At 50.3% G+C, this 17,335-nt stretch carries 14 protein-coding genes, 1 pseudogene and 1 other annotated feature; of the genes and pseudogenes, 12 read left to right on the top strand and 3 right to left on the bottom strand.

Going from position 1 to position 17,335, the window contains the following annotated elements; all coding sequences use genetic code 11:
* The 4 genes from G470_RS14125 to G470_RS0108190 all read left to right on the top strand — a co-directional run.
* A partial coding sequence (locus G470_RS14125) for an RNA-guided endonuclease TnpB family protein (RefSeq protein WP_028274410.1) occupies positions 1-281 on the top strand: 281 nt, incomplete at its 5' end.
* Positions 282-407: 126 nt separating this feature from the next.
* Positions 408-719, top strand: a complete 312-nt coding sequence (locus G470_RS13900) for a hypothetical protein (protein ID WP_051258512.1) — start codon at positions 408-410, stop codon at positions 717-719.
* A 37-nt stretch (positions 720-756) separates the two neighbouring features.
* Positions 757-1,416: an SDR family oxidoreductase gene (locus G470_RS0108195; protein ID WP_240470665.1), complete on the top strand. Its 660-nt coding sequence runs from the start codon at positions 757-759 to the stop codon at positions 1,414-1,416.
* Between the two features lie 96 nt (positions 1,417-1,512).
* Complete coding sequence (locus tag G470_RS0108190; protein WP_028274408.1) at positions 1,513-2,469, top strand: magnesium transporter CorA family protein; 957 nt, start codon at positions 1,513-1,515, stop codon at positions 2,467-2,469.
* A 156-nt stretch (positions 2,470-2,625) separates the two neighbouring features.
* Here the strand turns inward: G470_RS0108190 and G470_RS0108185 are convergent, their stop codons facing one another.
* The 3 genes from G470_RS0108185 to tyrS all read right to left on the bottom strand — a co-directional run bounded on the left by G470_RS0108185 (position 2,626) and on the right by tyrS (position 6,049).
* The gene (locus G470_RS0108185; protein ID WP_338023259.1) at positions 2,626-4,098 is read right to left on the bottom strand and encodes an amidase; all 1,473 of its coding nucleotides are present in this window, start codon (positions 4,096-4,098) and stop codon (positions 2,626-2,628) included.
* 155 nt (positions 4,099-4,253) lie between these two features.
* Entirely contained in the window at positions 4,254-4,745 is a 492-nt protein-coding gene (locus G470_RS0108180; protein WP_051258511.1) for a GNAT family N-acetyltransferase, read from the bottom strand.
* Between the two features lie 35 nt (positions 4,746-4,780).
* Positions 4,781-6,049: a tyrosine--tRNA ligase gene (gene tyrS, locus G470_RS0108175; RefSeq protein ID WP_028274405.1), complete on the bottom strand. Its 1,269-nt coding sequence runs from the start codon at positions 6,047-6,049 to the stop codon at positions 4,781-4,783.
* Between the two features lie 70 nt (positions 6,050-6,119).
* Positions 6,120-6,323: a binding site (T-box leader), on the bottom strand.
* A 233-nt stretch (positions 6,324-6,556) separates the two neighbouring features.
* Between tyrS and G470_RS0108170 the strand changes: the two genes are divergently transcribed.
* The 8 genes and pseudogenes from G470_RS0108170 to G470_RS0108135 all read left to right on the top strand — a co-directional run.
* On the top strand, positions 6,557-8,971 hold the full coding sequence (locus G470_RS0108170) for a glycoside hydrolase family 31 protein (RefSeq protein WP_035445374.1): 2,415 nt from the start codon (positions 6,557-6,559) through the stop codon (positions 8,969-8,971).
* Positions 8,972-9,070: 99 nt separating this feature from the next.
* Positions 9,071-11,464, top strand: a complete 2,394-nt coding sequence (locus G470_RS0108165) for a glycoside hydrolase family 31 protein (RefSeq protein ID WP_035445373.1) — start codon at positions 9,071-9,073, stop codon at positions 11,462-11,464.
* 34 nt (positions 11,465-11,498) lie between these two features.
* Positions 11,499-12,323, top strand: coding sequence for a Cof-type HAD-IIB family hydrolase (locus G470_RS0108160; RefSeq protein ID WP_028274402.1), 825 nt, complete (start codon positions 11,499-11,501; stop codon positions 12,321-12,323).
* Between the two features lie 183 nt (positions 12,324-12,506).
* Positions 12,507-14,513: a methionine--tRNA ligase gene (gene metG / locus G470_RS0108155; RefSeq protein ID WP_028274401.1), complete on the top strand. Its 2,007-nt coding sequence runs from the start codon at positions 12,507-12,509 to the stop codon at positions 14,511-14,513.
* A 185-nt stretch (positions 14,514-14,698) separates the two neighbouring features.
* A complete protein-coding gene (locus tag G470_RS0108150) occupies positions 14,699-15,469 on the top strand; it encodes a TatD family hydrolase (protein ID WP_028274400.1) in 771 nt (256 codons plus the stop codon).
* 9 nt (positions 15,470-15,478) lie between these two features.
* Positions 15,479-16,057: a ribonuclease M5 gene (rnmV, locus tag G470_RS13140; RefSeq protein WP_051258510.1), complete on the top strand. Its 579-nt coding sequence runs from the start codon at positions 15,479-15,481 to the stop codon at positions 16,055-16,057.
* Positions 16,044-16,946, top strand: a complete 903-nt coding sequence (gene rsmA, locus G470_RS0108140) for a 16S rRNA (adenine(1518)-N(6)/adenine(1519)-N(6))-dimethyltransferase RsmA (RefSeq protein ID WP_028274399.1) — start codon at positions 16,044-16,046, stop codon at positions 16,944-16,946. The genes rnmV and rsmA overlap by 14 nt, the downstream gene beginning before the upstream one ends.
* A gap of 167 nt (positions 16,947-17,113) precedes the next feature.
* Positions 17,114-17,335, top strand: a pseudogene (locus G470_RS0108135) (IS30 family transposase); the annotation flags it as partial.

The raw sequence follows: 17,335 nt of genomic DNA, 5'->3' as shown, positions 1-17,335 counted from the left end.
CAAAAGCCATTAGTGAAGTATCTTGGTCGCAATTTAGAACAATGTTGGAATACAAAGCAAAATGGTATGGAAAGCAGGTTTTCACAGTAGCAAAAAATTTTCCATCGAGTCAATTATGTTCAAATTGTGGCTATCAAAATAAAGACGTTAAAAATCTCGGATTGCGTGAGTGGGAGTGTCCTAATTGTCATACCCATCATGACCGAGATATTAACGCAAGTTTGAATCTTAAAAATGAAGCCATAAGGCTTCTAACCGTAGGAACTACGGGGGTAGCCTAATCAATAACTAGCCGATAGGCTGGTGTTCTTAGGAATCCACTATGGCTTTAGCCTAGTGGTAGTTCAAATGGGTCATTCGGAAGTGACGCGCTTCTCGATCTTTCAACCGTCGAACGGGTATTGAATGTGTTGTTTTTGGCGTGGGTGTTTCTCGTTCTTCCCAACCTTCCGCTTGCCGGCATGTTGGTGTCCATCAGACAGATGAGTCAACGGTATTTGTATCTGCATGCGGGAGCGTTCTTGCTGGTAGTTGCTGCGGGCATCGTGTTCTTCATGGGAGAAAGTACACTCGTGTGGGGGACTGCGGAGGACAAAGTGAGTGATCACTTTGTCCTCTCAAAAGACTCACCAACACTATTTGACATAGAGCCAAAAAGCATGCTTCCTATGGAGCATGCTTTTTTGTTGTTTTATGAAGGGACATATTTTTTGGTTTGAAAGCGTCTTTTTGGTACAGTGAACACGAAAGGGGAGAATGCATGTGAACGTATTAATCGTAGGAGCAAACGGCCAAATCGGGACACAAGTGGTGGACCTGTTGAAAGACAGCGACAAACACACACCGGTGGCCATGGTCCGAAAAGAAGAGCAGGTAGAAGAATTTAAAGAAAAAGGAGTACAAACCGTGCTGGTTGACTTAGAAAGTTCGGTGGAAGAGTTGGAAAGCGCCATGGATAATATGGACGCGGTGGTCTTTACAGCCGGGTCCGGCGGCAGCACGGGGTATGACAAGACGTTGCTGATTGATTTGGACGGAGCGGTGAAAGTCATGGAAGCGGCAAAAGCAAAAGGCGTCGACCGTTTTGTGATGGTCAGTGCGTTTGGCGCAGACAACCGGGATTACTGGAACGAAAGCATCAAACCTTATTATGTAGCCAAACATTACGCTGACTTATACTTGGAAGGAAGCGGCTTGACTTACACCATCGTCCGTCCCGGAGCCTTGACAAATGATGAAGGAACCGGGAAAGTACGGTTGGAAGAAGCGATTCGATCAGGGGATAATTTTGATATCCCGCGTGCAGATGTGGCCCGATTGTTGGTCGAAACATTGGACACGGAAGCTGCTTACAACAAAGCGTTTGACGTGGTCGGCGGGGATACGTCCATTAAAGAAGCGTTGAAGTCTATTTAAACATTCACCGGTGCATTGGTTTGAAAGCTGATGTGCCGTTTTTTTAACTGCCGTGAACAGCGTTGAAAGCAGCCGTTCCTGGAAAAGAGGTGGCACATGATTCAGCTGTATCATCAAGAAAAAAATGGAAATATTCGCAGAGTTGAAGCGGAAAACGGACAACCTGTTCATTGGGTCCATCTTTTGGAACCGGAAGAAGATGAAATTAGTCGATTGATTCAACGTTTCCGGCTGCCCAAAGACTTTTTGACAAGTGCATTTGATCCTGACGAATTGGCTCGTTTTGAAAAACTGAAAAGAAGCGATGGAAGAGAAGTGTTTTTGATTGTCTTAAATTATCCGAAAAAATTGGCGGGGGAAGATTACCAGTATACTACCCGGCCTTTGGTGTTGATTTTAATGGACGATTTAATCATCACCGCTTCGGAGGAAATGCCTTCGTTTCTAAAAGAAACGGTCTCCGGGGGGAAGAAAGAGCGGTTCCTCGGGGATGACCCGATTCAGTTTGCGTTGAAACTGGTGATGGATATTGCGCGACAGTACATTCTGTGTTTGAAAAAAATTCATGCGGCCACAGAACGGGTGGAGCGGCAGATCATTGAGTCTTCCAAAACGGAGTATTTGATCAATATGATGTATCTGAAGAAAAGCCTGGTGTATATCCGCACGTCCATCGACACCAATCACCCCGCCATCCATGAACTGGAAACATTGAAAGGTCTCCAAAAAAGCCAAGCGCGGCAGGCGTTGCTGCATGATGTGCACATCGAAACTGTCCAGGCTGAAAAGATGGCCGAACAGACCCTTTTGCTGCTGGAACACATCAGCGATATGGTGTCTTCCATCATCAACAACAACGTGAACCGGGTAATGAAACTGCTCACGTCCATCACACTGCTTTTGACCATACCTACATTGGTGGGAGGTCTGTGGGGGATGAATGTTCCGGTCCCGCTGGCACGGAATGCATGGGGTTTTTGGTTGATTCTCGGGTTGATCCTTGCTCTCGCATTGATCGTGTACTACTGGCTGAAAAAAAGAGATTTCTTTTGAGCATACGAAAAGGCAGCTGACGGCCGTCAGCTGCCTTTTTTCAGTGTACGCCGGTTCACTTTTCCGTGAGACCGCTGTTTACAAAAAAGTGGGAGACTCTTTCCAGCGCACTTTTCTGTGAAAGGGAGGTTCACGAAAGAGTTACGGCAAAAAGTATCACACAAACAATACGTCTTGTTCCATCTCGTGTCCAATCAAGAGAAGCCAGTCTTCCCGGCCTTTGGGAGCGGTCAATTGGATGCCCAGTGGCAAACCGTCCGCGCTTTTATACGTCGGCAGGCTGATTGCCGGCTGGCCGGTTAAGTTGGCCTGCTGGGTGAAGGGGGTGACCGCCAAGCTCTTGTCGAACATGTCCCACACAATTTCCTGCTGCTCCGCTGCTGTGTATTCTTGGATGTTCCGCATCCGTTCTTTCAATTCTGGGCTGCGGTATTCGCGGTCGACCAAGGGAGCGACTTCCCCCGTTGCCGGCGCGAGAAGCAAGTCGTATGTTTCATGGAACTGAGCCATCTGATAGGCGGCGTAGTCCCATGCGGAAAAGGTGTTGGAGTAATCCGCGGCTGACAGTTTTTTGCCGGCATTGAACAATACCCAGGTGATCAGTTCCATGTCGTCAAAGGCCAGTTTTCGGCCGAGACTTTTTTCGATGTTGCCCATCATGGCGGCCGTTTCTCCTGAATTCATCACATAATAACTCCGCATCAATTCAACTCCGTCGACCGGGGGAGCGGCTTCTTCCACCGGATAGCCTTTCTGCTCAAACCAGCGGACGGCTTGTTTGACCGCTTCTTCCGCCTCTTCGCTGACTGGGGAACCGACCGGTGATTCCAATGTATAAGCGATGCGGAACGGTCGGGTTTTCTCTTCATGCAGTAGGGAAGAGTAGCCTTTTTCAAACAAAGGGGTTTGGAAGGCAGCTCCTTGTTGGACCACCTGCAGGACATCGAGCAGCGCGGCGGTGTCACGGATGGATTTGGTCAATCCAAAACTGACGGCCGCTCCCTGCCAATCTCGTCCTGAACCCGGCCCTACCGGTGTGCGTCCGCGGGTGGGTTTCAAACCGACCAGTCCCGTGAAAGAAGCAGGGATACGGATCGAACCGCCGCCGTCGCTGGCGCTGGCCACCGGCACCATGCCGCTTGCCACGGCCGCTGCCGCTCCGCCGCTTGAACCTCCCGGGGAACGGGTGGTGTCCCACGGATTCAAAGCCGGCTGGTACAGCTCCGAATTTGTGACATTCGTAAAGGAAAACTCGGGCACGTTTGACTGGCCGATGACGACAAACCCAGCCTCTTCCAGTTTTTTCGTGAAACAGCTTGTTTGTTGTGCGACATGATTCTTGAGCAGGCGTGACCCGGAAGTGCTCGGCTCCCCTTTCAACGTATGTCCGGCATCTTTCACTAAAATCGGTACGCCTCCAAAGGGTTTGTCGGAAAAATCCCGTTCCGCCGCTTCTTTCAACGCTTTTTCTTTCCGAGGATGGATGACGGCATTGAGGGAGGGGTTCCATTGTTGGATGATACGAAAGCTTTCTTCAACCAACTCCTCAGGGGACACGCGTTTCTTGCGCACCTCCTGTGCCAGCCGCAACGCATCATCGGTTCGGTTAATTGTGGTGATCGGATTCAACAAGACAACCTCCTAAACTGTTTTCTGTTTCAGTTTACCATTGAACGGGGCGCAGTGAGCAAAAAGAGAGGCATTCTCACGAATGAGCGTGCCTTTCTGGAAGAGAACCAGTCGTTTTGAACTAGATTCAGACCAATTTTGTGTGTGATTTTCACTCAAGAGATAACGTACTGCATGACATAATCGTCCATGACATATCCTCCGCCGATATCGCCGACGTGTTCCCGCAACACATGGAAACCGAGTGCCCGATACGCTTCAATGGAACGGGTATTTTCGCGGTTGACCGTCAATTCGATGGCAGGCAGGCGGTTTTCAATGGCGACCTGTTTCAATTCATCAAACAAGTACCGGCCGATGCCTCTCCCGCGGAAGGAGTGTTTCAGATAATATTTGCTTAAGAACAATTCGGATTCCCGTAAGTCGTACGCGACGTAACCGATCAGTTCGCCGTCTTCTTTGACCAGCCAATACACCGTGCCGGATTCAATTGCCTGACGGATAACATCTTCCGATTGGATGGTGTCCAGCATGTAGGTGACTTGGTCTTCTCCTAAGAGAAGGGTGTAATGCTCACGCCAAATTTCTTCCGCCAAAGAGGCGATGGCTCCGGCATCTGCTGCGCGTGCTTGTACAATCATTGCCATGCTATTGCCTCCTCTGTCTGTTCTAGTTCGTGAAATTAAGCTTCCACCAAGTGTACGAGGAAGTATTTTTTCTTGCCGCGGCGGACGATGATGTATTGGCCGTCAAATGAATCCTTTTCCGTCACAGTGTAATCAGTGTCTTGTACGCGTTCGCCTTTGATGTAGATGGCGCCGTTTTTGATGTCTTCGCGTGCTTGGCGGCGGGACGGTTCGATGTTTGTCACGTCAACCAAAAATTCCACCAAACCGATGTCTTGTTTTGGCGCTGTTGAAGAAGGGACGTGTTGGAACCCTTGTTCAATCTGGCGGGCCGTCAAGTCCTGGATGTTGCCGGAGAAGAGGGCTTCACTGATTTTTTCCGCTTCTTCCAAGTCTTCCTGGCTGTGGACGAAACGGGTCATCTCCTGAGCCAACGTGCGTTGGGCTTCCCGTTTGTGTGGTTCAGTTTTCACTTTTTCTTCCAATGCTTCGATTTCTTCTTTGGATAAGAAGGTGAAGTATTTCAAGTAATGGATCACATCACGGTCGTCCTGGTTGAGCCAGAATTGGTAAAACTCGTATGGGCTGGTTTTTTCCGGATCCAACCATACGGCGCCTTCTGCGGATTTTCCGAATTTGGTTCCGTCCGCCTTCAACAACAACGGAATGGTCAATCCAAATGCTTTGGCTTCTGCGCCTTCTTTTTTGCGGATAAGGTCCAAGCCTGCGGTGATGTTGCCCCACTGATCAGCGCCTCCCACTTGGAGTTGCACGTCTTCGTTTTGGAACAAGTGCAGGAAGTCGACGGATTGGATGATTTGGTACGTGAATTCCGTGAAGGAAATGCCGGTTTCCAAACGGCTGGCCACCACATCTTTTGCCAACATGGTGTTGATGTTGAACTCTTTCCCGAAGTCACGCAGAAAATCCAACACACCCATCCCTTGCCACCAATCGTAGTTGTTGACGAGGTGGATGCCGTTTTCGCTTCCGGCTTCGAACAATTTTTTCATCTGTGCAATCAGTTTGTCCGCGTTGTGGCGGATTTGATCCATGGACTGCAGTTGGCGTTCAGATGTGCGTCCGCTTGGGTCGCCGATGGAACCGGTGGCTCCCCCGATGAGAATGACCGGACGGTGTCCCGCCATCTGGAATCGTTTCAATACCATGAAAGGAATCAAGTGGCCGATGTGCATGCTGTCTGCGGTCGGGTCGACGCCGCAGTAAAGCGAGACACTCTTTTCGTCCAGTAGTTTCTCTAAGCCTTCTTCGTCTGTTTGTTGGTTGATGGCTCCGCGCCATTGCAAATCTTCTAAAATCGTCATGTTCTTCCTCCTACTGTTATTGGGGCTGTGTATAAAAAAGTCCCGGAGAAAAAAGACAGCTCTGCCTTTTCTCCGGGACGAATGTATATCCGTGGTACCACCCTGATTGAGCGTCAAGACGCTCCACTCTTTACTGTTATCGCCAGTAACGCGCCTGAAAAATCAGGGGGCTCCCAGGTGTAATTCGCTGCGTTTGTTTGTGCCGGTTCCCACCAACCACCGGCTCTCTGTCTAACAGGGACAAACCGCTACTGCGCCTTTTCTCAGCCCGTTCATATTCATCTGTTCTCCGTAAGTATAAAAAACAACCACGCCTTTGTCAATAAACAGAAGACTTCTAAAAGACGAGAATCCCGGCAGAGGGAGGTGCCGCATCTTTTTGGCCACAAAGTAAGCTTCTCGTGGCATATCATTCGAGTTCTGTCGGGAGGGTTCTTATAATGAAACTAACAGAATAAGATGGATGAAAAGCTGCTGAGTTTCCTAATAGAAAGAAGGAACAACACTATGGATATCAGAGGGAAAAAGTTGTACAAGTCGCACACCAATCCGGATGCAGCCGGAAGGGCTAAGGTTATCCGAGGAGCCTATCGGTTTACGGTGTTGACTTCGCAGTTGATCCGGTTGGAGTATGACCCAACTGCCCAATTCGAAGACCGGGCCACGCAAACCGTATTGGACCGCATGTTTCCTGTTCCGGAATATTCTATCAAAGAGAGTGAAAAGACGTTGGAAATCAATACCACCGATGTGCACGTCATCTTTCACAAAGAAGAAGGAGGATTCACGGAGCACAACCTGCGGATCGAGATGATTGGCAATTACAGTCAATACCATAGCGTGTGGTATTACGGACAGCCGTATGAAACGTTGGGCGGCACGGCGCGGACGTTGGACCGGGCGGACGGCCCCATCCCGCTCGGGAAAGGGTTGGTATCCAAAAATGGGTTTTCCGTCATGGACGACAGCGAATCGATGATCTTGTTGGACAACGGCTGGGTTGAAAGTCGGAGAGAAGGCATCGAAGACCTGTATTTTTTCGGCTACGGACGTGAGTATTTGCAGTGTTTGAAAGATTTTTATCATCTGGCCGGCCCGCAGCCGCTGCTTCCGCGGTACGCGCTGGGCAACTGGTGGAGCCGGTATCACGCGTATGATGAGGAAGAATACAAAGAGCTGATGGAACGGTTCGAAGAGCACGACATTCCGCTCTCGGTGGCTGTGTTGGATATGGACTGGCATCTGACGGACATCAATCCTCAATATGGCAGTGGATGGACAGGCTACACATGGAATCGGAAATTGTTTCCTAATCCGGAAGATTTCTTGCGCTGGCTGCACGAGAAAAAGTTGAAAGTGACGCTGAATTTGCACCCGGCAAACGGAGTGCAGCCGCATGAAGACAAATATGAAGAGATGGCGGAAGCGCTGGGCTTCAACAGTACAGAAAAAGAAGTGATCCGTTTTGACGTGACCGATCCCGCATTCATGGATGCCTACTTCCAGTTCCTCCATCATCCTTTGGAAGACGAGGGGGTGGACTTTTGGTGGATCGACTGGCAGCAGGGCAGCATCACGCGCTTGGCGGACTTGGATCCGTTGTGGATGCTGAATCACTATCATTATTTGGACAGCCGTAGAAAGCAGAAGCGGGGGTTGATCCACTCGCGGTACGCCGGCTTGGGCTCGCACCGCTATCCGATTGGTTTTTCGGGCGATTCCATCATTTCCTGGGAGTCATTGAACTTTCAGCCGTACTTCACCGCCACCGCATCCAATGTAGGGTACGGATGGTGGAGCCACGACATCGGCGGCTTCATGAAAGGGGTGCGCGATGCGGAACTTTATGCCCGGTGGGTGCAATTCGGAGTGTTTTCCCCGATCATGAAGCTCCACAGTTCCAGCAACCGGTTCACGTCGAAAGAACCGTGGCGCTTTGGACAGGAAGTGCAGGAAATCGCAAAAAATCATTTGCGGCTCCGGCATCAGTTACTCCCTTATCTCTACAGCATGAACGTGCTCAGCCACCGGGAAGACCTGCCTTTGATTCGTCCGATGTATTACCACCATCCGTGGGAAGAGAACGCGTATTCCGTCCCAAACCAGTATTACTTTGGCACGCAGCTGATGGCGGCACCCATCACCAAACCGCGAGACGCGCAGACACTGATGGGAAGTACGACCGTCTGGCTGCCGGAAGGGTTATGGATTGATTTCTTTACCGGCCGGATGTATCACGGAAAACGAAAGTTGGATGTTTACCGCAATCTGGAAAACATTCCTGTGTTCGCCAAGGCGGGAGCCATTGTTCCGATGAATGAAGAAGTGCGGAACGGCGTCGAACTTCCGAAAAAAATGACCATTCGTGTTTTCGCAGGCGCTGACGGACAGTTTAGGCTCTATGAAGATGAAGGCGACCGGCTGGAAGAAGACACCCGATTTGCTGAGACCGACTACCAATTCAAGTGGAATGAACAGGCGCAGACTGCTGAATTCACGATTCATCCTGCAAGAGGAAACGTGGAGGCGCTGCCTGCCGAACGTTTTTACCGCTTGGAATTCATCGGGTTGAGAGCCGCCACCGCCGCCCGCGTATGGATTGATGGGGAAGAAAAAGAGGTCAACCAAGCAAGGCGCGGGACTAATTGGGTGGTCACCATCCCCAATGTCGCGGTTCAAAAAACGGTCCGTGTTCGGTTTGAAGAAACGGCTTTAAGGTATAATGATTATGAAATTGAATTGGTTGAGTTTTTGGAGAAAGCGCAAATTTCCCACGACATCAAAGAAGAAGTGTATGAGACCATCACCACTGATTCCAACCAAGCGGCCGTAATCGGCCACCTGCATACGTTGGATTTGGAACGCCCAGTGTTGGAAGCGTTGAGTGAAATCATTTGGGCTTCCCCGTGGCACAAAGATTAGACGGATTTGTTGAAAATGGAAATGAACAAACGGCCGGATGAAAGCCGGCTGTGCTAAAATGAAAGGGCACACACTCCATGCAGAAAGGACACGGTAAACATGACGTCTGACAAATTGAGGTTCCGCATCGAAACGCACCCTCAAGCTCCTGAAGCTTCGCAAGTGATTTGGGAACAGTACCGCTTCACGGTGCTGACTCCCCAGATGATCCGTCTGGAATATCACCCCGAGGCCAGGTTTGAGGATCGGGCCACACAAACGGTGTGGAACCGGAATTTTGATACCCCTGACTTTGAGGTGAAAGAAACCGAAGAGACATTAGAAATTGTAACCACCGCCGTGCACCTTTTGTTTCATAAAGAGCGGGGCGGCTTCACCAAACACAATTTGCGTATTGAACCCATCGGAAACTACAGTCTGTATCACAGTACGTGGTATTTCGGGGAGCAGCCGGAGACGTTGAAGGGAACCGCCCGCACGCTGGATAAAGTGGACGGCGCCGTTGAACTGGAAGAAGGACTCATGAACGAGCGCGGTTTTTCCCTCATTGATGACAGCCGTTCGATGATTGTGAAAACGGACGGCTGGGTGGAAGAACGGTCCAAAAATGCTGTGGACGTGTATTATCTGGGATATGGCCGCGATTACTTAGGGACGCTGAGAGCGTATCACCAACTCACCGGCAAAACACCGCTTCTCCCACGGTATGCGTTGGGGAACTGGTGGAGCCGGTATTATCCATATTCCGAAAAAGAATACAAAGAGCTGATGAACCGATTCGAATCGGAAGGCTACCCGTTTTCCGTGGCGGTCATCGATATGGACTGGCATGTGACGGACGTTCCTCCCGAGTACGGAAGCGGTTGGACAGGGTATACATGGAACCGGGAGCTCTTCCCCGATCCGGCGGAATTTTTGGGATGGCTGCACGAAAAAGGGCTGCATACGACCCTCAACCTGCATCCAGCCAACGGCGTGCAGCCGCATGAAGAGATGTACGAAGAAATGGGCCGCGTGCTGGATGTGGACACCGAGAAAAAGGAACCCATTGATTTTGATATTGCTGATCCGGCGTTTCTGCATGCGTACTTTGACTATCTCCATCATCCGCATGAAGAAGCGGGCGTGGATTTTTGGTGGATCGACTGGCAACAGGGCAGTGTCACCAAAGTGCCGGGACTTGATCCATTGTGGATGTTGAACCACTACCATTTCTTAGATCACGGACGGGAAGAGAAGCGGCCGATGATTTTCTCCCGGTACGCCGGCCTTGGCTCGCATCGCTATCCGGTCGGGTTCTCCGGAGACACCGTTGTTTCGTGGGCTTCGCTGGATTTCCAGCCGTACTTCACCGCCACCGCATCCAATGTCGGTTACAATTGGTGGAGTCATGACATCGGCGGCCACAAAGACGGGGTGAAAGACAATGAGTTGTTCGTGAGATGGGTGCAGTTCGGCGTCTTTTCTCCCATCAACCGTCTGCACGCCACTTCGGGTTTGTTTCACGGAAAAGAACCGTGGCGGTACGGAAAAGAGGCAGCCGGCATCATTCGGGAATTCTTACAGTTGCGCCATCGGTTGATTCCCTATGTATACACGATGAATGTGTACACTCATGAAGACGACCTGCCGTTGGTCCAGCCGATGTACTACCATCATCCGTGGGCGGAAGAAGCTTATGAAGTCCCCAACCAATACTATTTCGGGACGCAGCTGTTGGTTGCCCCGATCACGAAAAAGATGGATCCGACCTTCTCGCTGGGTCATGTCAAAGTGTGGCTGCCGAAGGGAATTTGGTGGGATTTTTTTACCGGACGGGTGTATGAAGGCGACCAAATGATGGACATGTACCGTCCGTTGGCGCAGATGCCGGTGTTGACAAAAGCTGGCGGCATCGTGCCGTTGGATCAAACGGCCGAAAATGAACCGGTCAACCCAGAGAAAATGGATATCCGTATTTTCGCCGGGGCAAACGGGCAGTTCAAGTTGATTGAAGACGACGGCCTCCTTCAAGAACCGGCGTACGCCTCCACGAAGATGTCGCTTCGGTGGAAAGGGGAAGGCGGGACAACGTTTGCCATCCAAAAACCCGAAGGAAACACCGAAGCCTTGCCCCAAGAGCGGAGTTTCCGCTTGACGTTTGTGGGGTTTGAGGTCAAGGAAACACCGACTGTACGCGTCAACGGAGAAGTGGTGGAGGCGGACATTTCAAAGGACGGTGCGTTTTATTCCATCGACCTGCCGGCTTCACCTATCGACAGCGAGTACCAGGTTCAATTTTCCGATGCAGCCATCAGAGGAAATGATGTCGAAAAAGAACTGTTCGCTTTCTTGGATGGGGCAGAGCTGCCGATTCCATTAAAAGAAGCCATCTTTAAAACGGTGAAAAAAGGGAGGACGCCGGCCCGCATCGCGAGCGGCCTGCATGCGTTGGAATTGGACCACCAGCTGTCCGGGGCTCTCAGTGAAATTTTGTGGGCGTATCTTGCGTGATAACGTAAAAAATAAACGAATCAAGAGGGAAACGATGAAAAAAATTGTGTTTTTTGATATTGACGGCACATTGGTGACGGAAGGCAACCATGCCCCGGAATCAGCCAAAAAAGCTGTCACGGCATTGAAAAAGAATGGCGCGCTGCCTGTCATTGCGACGGGGCGTGCGCCCAGCATGGTCTGGGACATCTGCGAAGAATTTGGAATTTCCAGTTACATCGCGATGAACGGGCAGTACATTGTGTTGGAAGGAGAAGCAGTTTTCGCCAACCCCCTTCCTCCCGAGACGGTCCAGACACTCATCGAAGACAGCCGGGCCAACAGTCACGGTGTCTTTCTCTGCGGCAGCGACGAAATTTACGGAAATGCCTTGTTTACCATGATGTACCGGTCTTCGTTCTTTCAGGCGATCAAAGGATTGGGTCGGTACATTCCCAAATCGTTGACTCAGTTTGTGGTCAAACGAATGGGCAGTCGGCCGATCTCCGAATCAAAATATGCGGACAAAGACATCTACCAAGTTGTCATCCAAATGAGTGAAGAAAAAGACGTCCTTTACCGTAAAAAATTCCCCCACTGCCATTTCACGCGGTCCAGTCCGTATTCTGTGGACGTCATCGCAAAAGGCGTATCCAAAGCGAGCGGCATTCACCGGGTGGTGGATCATTTGGGAATGGACATGAAAGACACAGTCGCGTTCGGGGACAACTTGAACGACTTGGAGATGCTTCAGACGGTGGAAATGGGGGTTGCCATGGGGAACGCACGCCCAGAAGTGAAACGGGTGGCGGACGCCGTCACCGATTCCGTCGATCGCGATGGAATCGTGAAAGGCCTCAAACAACTGCAGTTGATTTAACCCGAAACAACTTCAATGCCATTCGCTGGTCGAGTGACATTTAAATTTTCCCCAACCGTTTAATCGCGCGGTGGTTGTATGGTATACTAATCTGGAATGACTTGCGGGAGAAAGCACCGCCGGCAAGTTGATTGACTAGAGAAAAACGAGAAAGCAGCTGAAAGGTTTCGAGGAGGAAAAACGTTGGAAGACAAGAAGACTTTTTATATCACAACACCTATCTATTATCCGAGCGGAAAATTGCACATCGGAAATGCGTACACCACCATTGCGTGTGACGTGCTCGCCCGCTACAAACGTCTTCAAGGATATGACGTATTTTATTTGACTGGAACCGATGAACACGGTCAAAAAATTGAGCAAAAAGCAGAAGAATTGAACCTGTCCCCGAAAGAGTACGTCGATCAGATGGCTTCCAGCATCAAAGATTTGTGGAAAATGTTGGATATTTCAAATGACGCCTTCATCCGTACAACAGATGAACAGCACAAGAAAATCGTCGGTAAGATTTTCGAGCGCCTCTTGGAAAAAGGCGACATTTACTTGGGCGAATACGAAGGGTGGTATTCCGTTCCAGATGAAACATTCTATACGGAGACCCAATTGGATGATGTCCAGCGCGATGAAGAAGGCAACGTCATTGGCGGAAAATCTCCAGAAAGCGGGCACCCGGTTGAATTGGTTAAAGAGAAGTCATACTTCTTCCGTATGAGCAAATATGCCGACCGCTTGTTGCAGTACTACGAAGACCACCCGGACTTCATCCAGCCGGAATCACGCAAAAACGAAATGATCAACAACTTCATCAAGCCGGGCTTGGAAGACTTGGCCGTTTCCCGGACAACATTTGACTGGGGAGTCCAGGTGCCGAGCGACCCTGAACACGTGGTGTATGTTTGGATTGACGCTTTGGCCAACTACATCACAGCGTTGGGCTACGGCACAGACAACGATGAATTGTTCAATAAATACTGGCCGGCTGACGTACACATGGTCGGAAAAGAAATCGTTCGTTTCCACACCATTTACTGGCCAATCATGTTGATGGCGTTGGATCTGCCATTGCCGAAAAAAGTCTTCGGACACGGCTGGCTGTTGATGAAAGACGGAAAAATGTCTAAATCCAAAGGCAATGTCGTATATCCAGAAATGATCGTCGACCGTTACGGATTGGATGCTTTGCGCTATTACTTGATGCGTGAAGTACCGTTTGGAAGCGACGGCGTGTTCACGCCAGAAGACTTTGTTTCCCGGATTAACTACGATTTGGCGAACGATCTGGGCAACTTGTTGAACCGCACGATTGCGATGATCAACAAGTACTTGGGCGGCGTGGTGCCGGTGTACAACGGCAACGTCACCGAGTTTGACGAAAGTCTGCGCCAAAAAGCAGAAGAAACCATCGCCACATACAAGACAAAAATGGACGACATGCAATTCGGCCAAGCGTTGAATGCAGTATGGAGCTTGATTTCCCGCACTAACAAATACATCGACGAAACAGAGCCATGGGTATTGGCGAAAGACGACAGCCGCAAAGACGAGTTGTCCAGCGTCATGTACCACTTGGCGGAAAGCTTGCGTATCGCAGCGACTTTGTTGCAGCCGTTCATCACATCCACACCTGCCAAAATCTTTGCGCAGCTCGGATTGGACGCTGAAACTGCTGGTACATGGAATGAAGCTCAGTTTGGCCGTTTCCCATCCAACGTCCATGTGGTCGACAAAGGCCAGCCGATTTTCCCTCGTTTGGATATGGAAGAAGAGATTGCCTACATCCAAGAACAGATGGGCGGAGCGGAAGAAACGGAAGAAGAGTGGGACCCGGAAGAGACCGAACTTGTTTCCGTCAAAGACAAACAAATCAAATACGACGTGTTTGACCGCGTTGAATTGAAAGTAGCCGAAGTGGTGGCCTGCGAAAAAGTGGAAAATGCAGACAAATTGTTGAAGTTCCGCTTGGACGCCGGTGATGAAGGCGACCGTCAGATTCTCTCTGGAATCGCACAATGGTACCCGAATCCGGAAGAGTTGATTGGCAAGAAAGTGGTCATCGTGGCCAACTTGAAACCACGCAAAATGCGCGGCCAAATCAGCCAGGGCATGATCCTGTCTGCAGAAGACCCGGAAGGAAACCTGCAGATCATTGAAGCCCCACAAGGCATGCCGAACGGCTCCACTATCGCGTAACAACGAATTGATGTGACATGCGACCCTGCCTCTCCAAGGAAGCAGGGTTCTTTTCGCATAAGAAGAGGGGAAGCGATGCCCTGGGCATTCACTTGTCCACAAAGAGCCCCACTACGAACAAGTGAGCCACTCTCATCTAAAGAAAACGAAAACCAGTTTCACCATTTCAGGAGGGATAGAGAAATATGCTGTTTGACACGCATACACATTTGAATGTGAAGCAATTTGAAGGCGAAATTCCCGAACTGCTCCAGCGGGCGGAAGAATTTGACGTCGGCCGGATGGCGGTGGTCGGGTTTGACACCGAAACCATCAAGCGGTCGTTGGAATTGAACCAAATGTACGACCACTTGTACAGCATCATCGGCTGGCATCCGACCGAAGCCGGAACCTACACCGATGCTGTAGAAAACAAATTGATGGAATGGCTGCCGGAGCAAAAGGTGGTGGCGATGGGCGAGATGGGGCTGGACTACTATTGGGACACCGCGCCTCACCGGGTACAGCAGGACGTCTTTCGCAGACAAATCCGGGTCGCCAAGGAGTTGAACCTGCCGATCAGCGTCCACATGCGTGACGCAACCGAAGACACATACCGGGTGTTGAAAGAAGAACACGCCGGAGACACCGGCGGCATCATGCACAGTTTCAATTTGGACACGTACTGGATGGAAGCGTTCCTGGACTTAGGCTTGCACATCTCGCTGAGCGGGGTTGTGACGTTCAAAAACGCACCTGAAGTGAAAGAGGTCGCCAAAGCGATGCCGTTTGACAAACTGTTGGTGGAAACGGACGCCCCGTACCTGGCGCCGATGCCGAACAGAGGCAAGCGGAACGAGCCGGCGTATGTCCGGTATGTTGCTGAAGAAATCGCCAAACTCCGCGAGATTCCGTATGAAGAAGTGGCCCGCCAGACCACGGACAACGCAAACAAATTATTTGGCTTGGAAAAGTAGGAGAATAACGTGAAGAAAATAAAAGAAGTCATCGTCGTTGAGGGACGAGACGACACGAGAAGAATTCGCGAGTCGGTGGATGCAGATACGATTGAAACAAACGGCTCGGCCATCGACGAAGAAATTCTCGTGATGATTGAAAAAGCCCATGAACAACGAGGCGTGATCGTTTTCACGGATCCGGATTTCCCCGGAGAAAAAATCCGGAAGACCATTTCCAAAAGGGTGCCCGGTGTGAAGCATGCGTTTTTGGACCGTGACGAAGCCCGTCCTGGACACAAAGGAAGTTTGGGCATCGAACACGCTGCACCAGAAGCCATCCGGAAAGCCCTGAGCGAAGTATACGAAGAACAGACGGCCCCGGTGGAATCCGGCATCGATCGAGGGTTTCTCACCGAGATGGGGTTGCTGAACGGTCCGGACTCCAAATCCCGCCGCCAGCAATTGGGGAAAACGTTGCGCATAGGCTACACGAACGGAAAGCAGTTGAAAAAACGACTGGACTTGTTTGGCATCACAAAGCAGCAAGTGATCCAGGCATTGAAGAGCACGGCTGCAACAGAGGAGGGAAACCGTGGACGATCATAGAGACATCGCGACACCAAAACGAACCCAGGAAATTTTAGAGCAATTCGGCTTGTCCGCCAAAAAAAGTTTGGGACAAAACTTCCTTATTGACACCAATATTTTGCATAACATCGTCAAATCGGCCAAGGTCGACAACCAGACGAATGTCATCGAAGTTGGTCCGGGAATCGGTGCGCTGACCGAGCAGCTGGCCCGGGCGGCCAAAAAAGTGGTGGCCTTTGAAATCGACGACCGACTGCTTCCGGTGTTGGAAGAAACATTGGCGCCGTATGATAACATCACCGTCTTGCACCAAGACGTGTTGAAAGCGGACCTGGACCAGGTGGCGGCCGAACATTTTTCGCCGGACGACCCCCTTGTTTTGGTGGCTAACCTGCCGTATTACATCACCACCCCCATCATCATGCATTTCTTGGAGTCGTCTTTGAAACTGGACTCCATGACCGTGATGATGCAAAAGGAAGTGGCCAACCGCATCTCTGCTGCTCCGGGGACAAAAGCGTACGGGTCGCTGTCCATCGCGATTCAGTACTACATGGATGCAGAAGTGGCCTTCACGGTGCCGAAAACGGTCTTCCGCCCGATGCCGAATGTCGATTCGGCCATCATCCACCTTACCCGCAAAGACAAGCCGGCGGTGACCGTGAAGGACGAAGCCTTTTTCTTTGCAGTGGTGCGTGCTTCCTTTGTGCAGCGCCGCAAAACATTGCGTAACAACTTGCAGACGGCTTTCGGGAAAGAAGAAGCGGTCAAAGACAAGCTGGCTGCTGCTTTCGAAAAGAGCGGCATCGACCCATCCCGCAGAGGCGAAACGTTATCATTGGAAGAATTCGGCCGTTTGGCAGACGCGTTGATTGATGAAAGATTACGGTTGAACCAAGCTGACTGAAAGAATTGAAAAAATACGCATCAAACGATAAGAAGAGTGGCCTTTCTGTGTGAAACCGCTCTTCTTTTTTTCTGCTTGAATTGTAAAATTAAGCTAGAAAAATAGAAAACCATTTGTGATACACTCTCACTAAGTTCCAACCACGAAAATTAGAGGAGTGACCACAAATGGCCTACACACATCTTACCATGAAAGAACTTAGCTGGATAGAAACTTATTTTGATACTGGATTAAAACCTTATAAGATTGCTCGGAAAATCGGTCGATCAAATCAACCGGTCTATAATGTCGTTTCCTTCCTAAAGGAAGGCGGTTCAATTATAGAATACTTTGATCAGTATAAACAGAATAAATCAAAGTGTGGCGCTAAAAAAAAGACCTTTACAAGA

The organism is Atopococcus tabaci DSM 17538, assembly GCF_000429585.1.
GTDB lineage: Bacteria > Bacillota > Bacilli > Lactobacillales > Carnobacteriaceae_A > Atopococcus > Atopococcus tabaci.
Note: the sequence above shows the minus strand (reverse complement) of the source record. Positions and strands in the feature narration are given on the sequence as shown.